Below are 9,123 nucleotides of genomic sequence, written 5' to 3' on the forward strand. Positions count from 1 at the left end.
TCAGCTCCGGTATTCGAGCGCCAGCAGCACGGTCCGCCCGCTGCCCGCGTAATCGCGCGCGACCCGATACTTGCGGTCGAACAGGTTGTTGACGGTGAAGGTCAGTGACCAGTTCTTCGGCGCCGGCGTCCAGTTGACGGTGGCATTCGTCAGCCAGTAGCCGGGTAGTTGTGACGTATTGGCGAGGTCGGCTTGCACGGCGCCGGTATAGACCTGCGACAGGTTCAGGCGCACATGCGCGGGATGGACCCAGGTGGTGTTCAGCGCAAAGGTGCGGTCGGGCAGCAGGGGCAGCGTCTTCCCGTCGTTCGCCGCATCGCGGTTGCGTGAGCGCGTTTGCCGGAGCGCGGCCGACACGCCCCAGCGCTCGCCGAGCCAAAGGTTGACACCCGCAGTGGCACGGTAGATGTCGGCGCGGATGGCGGACAGGTCGTCGAACAGGTCCGGGGAAGCCATCGCGAAGCCGTCGATCGCCTGCCGGTCCAGCCGCAGGAAGGTGAAGGTGCGGTCATTCCACTCGCTGTCCCATTGCAGCTGGGTCGCCGCGCTGGTGCCGTTGACGTAGGCGTCGGGGACGCTGAGGCCGACGGTCGCCATCGGTGCCAGCGGGCCGGTCAGCGGCAGGCGCGCCTGCTTCTGGTATGCCAGGCGCAGCCATTGGCGGTCCACCGGTGTCCAGGCAAGGCCGGCCTGAGGATGAAGGCGGTTGCTGCTGGTTGTGCCGTTGTCGGCGTGTTCCATCTTGAGGCCGGATTCAAGCAGCAGGTTCTTGCTTACCGGCCAGCGCAGGTTGGCGTAGGCGAGGCCGCCGCCGAGGGTGGTGGCGGTGTTCTCCGCCCGCAGCGACGACACCCCAAAGGGGAACAATACCGTCGGGGAATCAGGGCCGAGGACTGCACCGGCATGCGTGGCGGGGACCGACGCCATGTCAGGGAAAGCCAGAAAAGCGTCGGTCAGGACCTGGGCATTCGTTTTGATTGAGGCAACGCGCTGGTGCACCCATGCCCATTCGGCGCCGATGGCTGCCTGCACCTCGCCTGCGTCGAACATGCGCTTGACCTGCAACTGTTTCACGCCCGTGACCGCGTGCCGTCGCAGGATGCGGTTGAAGTCGACAGTTGCCGGCAGCCCGTCGGCAAGCTGCGTCGAGCCCGGTAGCGGCACGCCGACCAGATAGATGGGCGCACTGGGATCAAAGGTCCAGTCGTACAGACCCTGGCGGTAGAACGCGCGCGCCTGTTCGAGCCCGAATTCCGAGACCAGCGACAAGTCCAGCGGCGACAGGGTGGTGCCGTAAGCGTCGGGATTGGCGAACCGGGCCTGTTCGCGCGCGGCATAGCCCATGACCAGCAATTCGTCGCGGAAGCCCAGCCGCTTGTGCAGTCCGAGATGGCCGTTGAAGTTGATCGTGGCGGAGCGGTCGTCCGGGTCCGGCTGGGAAATCCCGCCGGGCATGCCGGCCTTGTTGCGTGTTGCATTCAGCCGCAGTACTACGCCCGTGTCCGGGTCGACGATGGCGCCGAGCGCCGCGCTGATGCTTTCTTCCTTCGCGTCGGCATTTACACGCGCGCCGGGATCGTAGGAACGCGTTCCCGTCACCAGGTAAGAAAGCGATTGCAGCGGACCGACATCGCGCATGAAGCCCATGGACGTCAGTGACTGGTTGTTCGCGACACTGCCGCGCTGCGCGGTGAGTCCTGCGCCGATGATGAAATCGTGGCGCGGACGGCGCGGGCCGAATTCGGTATAGCGCGGCGCATAGCTGATGGCGGTCGGGTCGAGCAGCAAGCCTTGCAACAGGCTGCCCAGGCGTGCATTGTCCGATTCGTATTCCGCCTGCACCGAAAAATGGCTGTTCGCCCAGTACGGGTTGTACGCGCGCTGGGTCAGGCTGTCGGCCCAGTGGTTCAGGCCGAGGTTGCTGTACGCGGCGGATAGTCCGGAATTGCCCGTCTGGCTGTTTTGGATGCCGTTGACTGTCACCTCGCCGTAGCGCAGGTAGGTATCGAACGCCTTGCGCGCCTCGCGAATGGCTTCACCCGCCTGGCTGTGGTCCAGCGCGGTGAGGCTCTTGAGCAGGTAGGGAACCGGGTCGTTGACGTCGTAGCGAACGGCCGTGTCGAGCGTCTTGCCGGCGGCGTCGAAGCGCTCATCGCGCTGATAAGCGATGGCTAGCAGCGTCTGCGCTTCCGACAGGCCGGGATTGAGCAGCACGGCGCGCAGCAGCCAGTCCAGCGCTTCTTCATTCTTGCCCCGCGCCAGCGCGATCAGGCCCATGCCTTCATAGCCGGTGGCGAGCGAGGGGTGCAGGTCGATGACCTTGCGCAGCAGCGGCTCGGCTTCGTCGAAGCGTTCCTCGGTGATGTACAGCAGCGCGAGGTTGGCGTGAAATTCGGGTGCGGAAGGCTGGATCTCAATGGCGCGCAGGAAGGCGCGCTCGGCCCGATGGTGGTCGCCGAGGTCCTGCACGGCGAGGCCGAGGTCGTTCCACAGTTGTGGTTCGTTGGGCGCGATGGCGAGCGCCTTCTCGACCCGCTCGCTGGCACGCTGCAAGTCCGGCCGCATGCTGATGTGGTACAGCGCATCGAGGTGCATGACGTAGGCATGCATCGGATCGAGCTGCTCCGCCGCATCGAGCGTGCTGCGCATCTTGTCGGTATCGCCCAGCAGCATCTGCAGGTGCGCGAGCATGATGTGGAAGCGCGCGTCCTGCGGGAAGCGTTGCATGCCCGCTTCGGCCAGCGGAATCGCATCCGCCAGCCGGCCCTGGAAAGACAGCCGCCAGGTCCGCGCCAGCGCGACTTCGGCGAAATCCCTGAACTCCTGTTCAATCCGGTCGAGCGCGGCATCCGCGGCGGCGAATTCGCGCTGGCGGATCAGCACGCCGTACTCGGCAAGTTTTTTCGCCAGCCGTTCGCGCCGGTCCTGCGGTTCGGCCTGGCGCAGGAACGCGGCTGCATCGTCCGGGCGCTCGTCGTACAGCGCCACCAGCGCGTCGATCAGCGCGGTACGCGCGGGCGGTGCGCCTGCGGCGCGAGCCTCGTCCAGCAGGCGGCGCACCTGCTCCATCTCCATCAAGTCATAGGCTTGCGCGGCGCGCTGCAGCGGCGTCCCCGCGCCGCCCTTGCGCTTGCGCAGCGCGGTGGCGCTTTCGCCGGTCAGCGAGATGATGTCCAGCCAGCCCGCCGATACCTGCCACTGCGCCTGGTCCTTGGGCTGGATGATGTAGCGCTTGACGGGCGGCTTACCCTTTTCCGCATACGCGGTTTCGCCGCGTTCGACCAGCACCTCGCCGAACTCGTTGAAGAAGCGCACCTGGCCCGAAAGCACGGTCAGCGTCGCTGCGCCGTTCTCGTCGGCGGTCAGCGACCAGTCGGTGCCGCGCACGGAGACGGTGGCGGAAGGTGTCTCGATGCTGAGCCCGGCGGGAACAGTTTTCGCGCGCATCCACACCGCGCCGCGCTCAAGGCCGAGGCGGGTTTCGCCGTCGGTGCGGCGGCCGATGTTGCGGATCTGGAGGTTGGTGTTGGCGTGGACGCGGATCTGCGTCTCGTCGCGGAACAGGATGCCCATCGCGCCGTAGGGGCCGGTGCGCAGGTTATCGCCTTCGGCCAGCCACTGCTTGAGTTCGAGATGCCGCCAGCCCGGCTGGTCAATGGGATTGAGCTGTTCGTCGCCCTTGTTGGTGACGACCTGGCCGACGGTGTCGAGCTTGCGCGTGAGGACGTCTGCGTGGGCAGTCAGTGCGACGGCGCAGGCGAGCGCCGCGGCGCAGCGGAGTGTGGACAAGGTGTTCTCCCTTCAGGCTTGTCCAGGCCCGGTCCCGGTTTGCCGCGAACGATCGGCATGTCAGCCCGACGGTATGGCCCTAGCCTGTTTGGTTATCATTTCTTTGCAGAAAGTTTAAACCGAATCTGCTCCCGCGTGCGCTCGCCTGTTCCCCACCGGGCGTTCAAATATTCGCGAACCGGCCTTTCCACGAGATAGAAGGACATCACACCAAGCAGCAATGCGGCTCCGAGTGCGAGCAGCGAATTCCATCCTGCCCTGTGCATCAGCAGATAGAACGGCTGCTGCCAAAGGTAGATCGAAAAGGACAGGACACCGAGCCATCTCAGCCACCGGAACGAAAACATCCGCTTGATGATGTCAGGCGCCACCGGCAGGAGGTTCACCGCCAGCGCAAATGCACCCACACCGAAAATCAGCTTCACCGGCGCCGGGACAGACCACCAGTGAAGCGCGATGCCGGCCAGGATCAGCAGCGGACAGAGCAGCCATGACACTTGCCGCACCTTGCGCCGGTCGAGGACGATAGTGATGAACGCCGACACGAAGATGCCGAATCCGGCCACTTCCGTGCGCAACCATTTCAGGTCATTGAGTTCGGGATGCTGGAAATAGTAGAACGTCGCGGCGATGCAGCCCGACGACACCAGCAGAACGGTCCACGCAGGACTCAGCATGCTGCGCCGCGCAGCGAGCGCGATAAGCGCAAGCAGCACGTAGCTGTGTTCTTCGACGGACAAGGACCAGATATGCCCGAACGGCATGAACGCTTTGCCCGGCTCCCCGGCGAAGTAGTTGTTGACGAAGAGCGCCGCCGCCGCGGTCTCATCCCAGCGCACTGCAACGCCGCCAACAATGGCGAACGCAACAATGGCGCCGATGAAGACAAACGTTGCGGGAAAGATCCTGGAAATGCGGCGCCGGTAAAAAACGGTGAGCGGCACCTGCTTGATGAACAGGAGTCGGGACATGAACAGCCCCGAGAGTACGAAGAAGAAATTGACGCCGACCGCGCCGAAGTTGATTCCGGGGACGGGGAAGAAATGGCCGATCAGCAGAAAACAGATTGCCAGGCCGCGCCATCCGTCGAGGTAATCGAAATGCTCCGCGTTCTTCTGCTCCATGTTCCATCCCGGGAAAGCCTGCTGTGTTCATCTGCATATTGCACGGCCTCGTTGCCGTTGCAACAACAGTAGCGCGAGCATAATCGACTTTTCGGCTCCTCGCCCGCCTAATGCAATGGCGAGGAGCCGATGTTCCCGATATGAGACAGTCAGGCCTTGACTACGGAATTACCGAAACACAAACGGCCCGTACGCCACCATGATCAAATCGTTCATCATCTTGTAGGCATCGACCTGCGCCTGGTTCAGCTGCATCCCGCTCACCTTGGATGCCGCGAGGTCGCCGGCAGCCTGGTCGTTGGCCATCATGGCCGCGCGCTCGGCCTCGGTGAAGACATGCAGGGTGGTGGCTGTGTACACCGGAAGTGTTCCTGTCGCCGGCGCCCCTACGATCCTGTCAGCAGAGACGGCACCAACGCTGGTTGCCGAATACGGCTTGACGGCCGGTGCGGTGTAGGCCGGGATTTCCTTGCCGGTGTAGAGCGGAATGGCGCCGTCCGAACAGGAGCGCTGTCCGGTCGCACTCGTGATCAGCGTGGCGCCGTTGGTGCAGGAGTAGCTGGAGCCGCCATTGCACTGCGCATTTCCGCTGGCGTCGAAAGTGAGCGCGGCGCCGGACTTGCAGGAGTAGCCGGTCGCGCTGGCATCGAAGCTCACGGTATTCGGAATCTGCGTCGACAGGGTGGGCGTGTAGTAGGCCGCGACTTCCTTGGCCACATAGACCGGCACCACCTGCGACTCGTACTTCTTCGCGAGAGTGCCGGCGCTGTATTGCGCGTCGACGTAGCCGGGACGCAGGCCCGCGCCGAGCGCGGAGTGGGACAGCGCCACGCTCTTGAGGAATTCGGTCTGCAGCGTCGAGGCGGACAAGGCATTCCCGGCCAGCTTGACCGGCGTGCTGCCTGCCTTGCCGTCGAGAACGCCGTCCGCGTAATCGGCCGCGAGTGCGGTGCTGATCGCATCGGGATCGCTTGGAGCGAGCTTGTTGCCCATCGTGTCGATCGCTGTGAGCACGAGGCCGAGCTGGGCCCCCTTCGGATCTGCGGTCACGGCGCTGGCTTCGAATTTCGGTACCGTGACGGCCGGCGAGGCCTGCAGGCCGTACTGCCACTGCACAACCTGGTCCGCCCATTGTGTCGACTGGCTCGCGTTGTTGCCCTGCCCCATGTAGGTCTTCGCCAGGCTGGCGGACATGGCGGTCAGCGGGTTGACCGAAGCCTCGGTGGTACCGCTGCCTGCGACGCTGCTGACGATGGTCGAAATGGCGCCCGACGATGTCACCGTCTTGCCGCTGTACGGACTGACGTAACTGCCGCCGGTCACTTCTACCTGCACCGCGCCGGTGGGGACGACGGGCAGCGGAATCGAGAACTTGCCGCTATTATCCGACGCCGTCACGCCGGACGCGAGCACGGCGGATTTCGAGCCGTCGGCCTTGAGCGAGTAGGCAGTGACGGTGGCATTGTTCAGCGGCCCCTTGGCAGCCACGCCGGAAATCACGGGCAGCGTCAGGTTGAATGCCTTGTCGTCGAACCCGGTCATGGCCTTCGCGACGGTGGTATCGGACGAAGTGACGGCGGCTGCCATGGCCATCGTCTTCGTGATCGAGTCTTCGGACGCGTTGTAGTTCAGCCCTTGCTGAACGGCGAAGTGGTCGGCCACCGCGACCTTGTTGTCCAGCAGCTGCGGCACCCAGCCCCAGGTGGCGTTGCCACTGAAGGAATGCGCCGAATTGAGCATGGTGCGAATCAGTCCGCCCTTGGTCGAGCGTCCGGCAGCCAGTTCGCCTGCCCAGTACTGCACATCGGCGTCCGGCGGCGCGTTGCTGCCGCTGCGGCCGAGCACGTTCTTGTAAATGACCCTGACGAAATCGCTGTTGCTCATCGACGAGGAATAGCCGGTGAGCGACGAGTACAGGACCGCCGCCGAGTAAAAGCTTTCCGCGATCTGGTCGATGCTCTGGCCTGCCTTGAGCTGGTCGATCCAGTAGGCGAGACCGTCGGCATCGGGCACGCGGTTGAAGAAGGCAACGTACAGCTCGACCAGGGTCTTCAGGTCGGACGCGGCGATGCTCTTCGACTTCTCGCCGATGCCGAGATTGACGGTGAGGTCGGAAAACTTGAAGGCTTGGGCGCCGGTGTAGGAAGTGCTTGTGCCGGCGCTGTCGGTCACCGTGTAGCCCGAGGACGTCTTGGAGACGGTGTAGCTGCTGCGTTTGCCGGTGAAGGTCACGGTGCCGCTGACCGTGTTTGCCTGCGGCAGCAGCCGCTTCTGCAGGAGCGCCGTATCGCCGGCCCCGATTCCGTTTCCGCCGCAGCCGCCCAACAGCAATGCTGCGGCGACGCTTCCCGCCAATGTGCTCCGTTTCATGCCCGCCCTCAGTGGTGGATGGACGCTGGATTCGCGCCATCGTTTTTTCACGAAAAATCTGCAGGACGAGGCTATTGAAGCACAGTCAACATTTCATTGACTTGAGTCAACATTTTTCAGACGTGTATGGGGCGGTGGTGACTTTGCGAATGGGAAATGAAGTTGATGGCGCGGCTGGCGGGGATCGAACCCACGACCCTTGGCTTCGGAGGCCAATACTCTATCCACTGAGCTACAGCCGCACAGAGACGCCACCCGGGACCGGGCAGCGGTGAAGAGGCATGAAGGATACCGGTTTTCCGCGGGAACGTCCATCCGAAATAGCCGGGAACCCGCTTCGTGGCTGGGTGTTTCCAAACCAATCGCTTTATTTTCCGACTATAATCAAGGGTTTTGCGAGGTATTGCGGCGCAATATCGCAGGTCCCCGGCCCAACGCACCTCCGCCCACCGATTTTCAAAAAATGCTTTGAGGGAAAAATGAGCGACGCACACAACCAACACGAAACCGCGATCAAGACGCCTAAGCAACTGGTCGCCGCAGTGGCTGCCGGCTTTCTGGTGCCGATCATCTCGATCGTCCTGCTGGTGCAGTACGTGTCCAACGCCGACAAGGTTGGCGCGGGTTCGGATGGCATGACTTCGGAAGCGGTTGCGGCGCGCCTGCGTCCGGTGGCCGACGAGGGCTACACGCTGAAGGATGCGAATGCGCCCAAGCAGCTGCAAGCCGGCGACGCCGTGTACAAGGCCGTGTGCGCCGCCTGCCACGACACTGGCGCTGCCGGTGCACCGAAGGTTGGCGACAGCGGCGCCTGGGCGGCACGCATCGGCAAGGGCCAGGCTGCCCTGGTCGGCAGCGCGCTCAAGGGCTTCAATGCTATGCCGGCCAAGGGCGGCAACCCGGACCTGGATGACGTCGAAGTCGAACGCGCCGTGGTCTTCATGGCCAACAAGTCGGGCGGCAACTTCAAGGAGCCGGCGGCGAAGGCAGCAGCTGCCCCGGCCGCAGCACCTGCAGCTCCCGCAGCCGCTGCGGCACCCGCAGCAGCCGCAGCGCCGGCGGCAGCTCCGGCCCCGGCCCCGGCTGCGGCCAAGGCCGACGGCAAGAAGATCTTTGAAGCAGCCTGCGCGGCTTGCCATGGCGCTGGCGTTGCCGGTGCGCCGAAGTTCGGCGACAAGGCTGCATGGGCGCCGCGCATCAAGCAAGGCAACGACACCCTGTACACGCACGCGATCAAGGGCTTCCAGGGCAAGGCAGGCATGATGCCGCCGAAGGGTGGTTCCTCTGCTTCCGACGACGAAGTCAAGGCAGCAGTCGATTACATGGTTTCCGCTGCCAAGTAATTCGCCAGCATCCAGCATCCAGCAAAAAAGCCGACCGCGAGGTCGGCTTTTTTTATGCCCGCGCGGTGACTTATTGTCCCGATGCGGGGTAGACAGGCTGGCTGGTGACCGGCTGCGGTTGCCCCGGTTGGGGCGCTTGTGCGGTGGCCTGCTGTTCCGCGACAAAGATTTCGACGCGGCGATTCCGGGCTCGGTTGGCTTCGGTGTTGTTGGCGGCGATCGGTTCGTGCGAACCGCGGCCGTCGATGCTGATGCGGTTGGAAGGGACGCCGCGCGACGTCAGGTAATCGCGCGTTTCTGCGGCCCGGTTGACCGACAGCGGATTGTTGATCGCATCGCCGCCGGTGTTATCGGTATGGCCGATGATATTGACGCGCGCATAGGGATTGGCGTTGAGGCCGTCGGCGAACTTGTCGAGGATCGGGCGGAAGTTCGGCTTGATGTTGCTGCGGTTCGTATCGAAGGAGATGTCGCTCGGGATGTCGAGCTTGAGGCGG

5 protein-coding genes and 1 tRNA gene are annotated in these 9,123 nt (G+C 64.0%); 1 reads left to right on the plus strand and 5 read right to left on the minus strand.

The features are described from left to right. From AYR66_RS09470 to AYR66_RS09485, 4 genes are all read right to left on the minus strand, one after another. A complete protein-coding gene (locus tag AYR66_RS09470; protein WP_088707291.1) occupies window positions 1-3,789 on the minus strand; it encodes a tetratricopeptide repeat protein in 3,789 nt (1,262 codons plus the stop codon). A 95-nt stretch (window positions 3,790-3,884) separates the two neighbouring features. Then, window positions 3,885-4,913: an acyltransferase family protein gene (locus AYR66_RS09475; protein WP_088707292.1), complete on the minus strand. Its 1,029-nt coding sequence runs from the start codon at window positions 4,911-4,913 to the stop codon at window positions 3,885-3,887. A 168-nt stretch (window positions 4,914-5,081) separates the two neighbouring features. Then, on the minus strand, window positions 5,082-7,283 hold the full coding sequence (locus tag AYR66_RS09480; protein WP_088707293.1) for a DUF4214 domain-containing protein: 2,202 nt from the start codon (window positions 7,281-7,283) through the stop codon (window positions 5,082-5,084). A gap of 166 nt (window positions 7,284-7,449) precedes the next feature. Beyond that, a tRNA-Arg gene (locus tag AYR66_RS09485) sits at window positions 7,450-7,525 on the minus strand. A 237-nt stretch (window positions 7,526-7,762) separates the two neighbouring features. Here AYR66_RS09485 and AYR66_RS09490 point away from each other — a divergent pair. After that, complete coding sequence (locus AYR66_RS09490; protein ID WP_088707294.1) at window positions 7,763-8,626, plus strand: c-type cytochrome; 864 nt, start codon at window positions 7,763-7,765, stop codon at window positions 8,624-8,626. Between the two features lie 70 nt (window positions 8,627-8,696). Here the strand turns inward: AYR66_RS09490 and AYR66_RS09495 are convergent. Continuing rightward, the coding region (locus tag AYR66_RS09495) for an OmpA family protein (RefSeq protein ID WP_141104197.1) at window positions 8,697-9,123 on the minus strand (427 nt) is incomplete at its 5' end.

The sequence above is a fragment of the Noviherbaspirillum denitrificans genome, assembly GCF_002211445.1.
Classification (GTDB): domain Bacteria; phylum Pseudomonadota; class Gammaproteobacteria; order Burkholderiales; family Burkholderiaceae_D; genus Noviherbaspirillum; species Noviherbaspirillum denitrificans.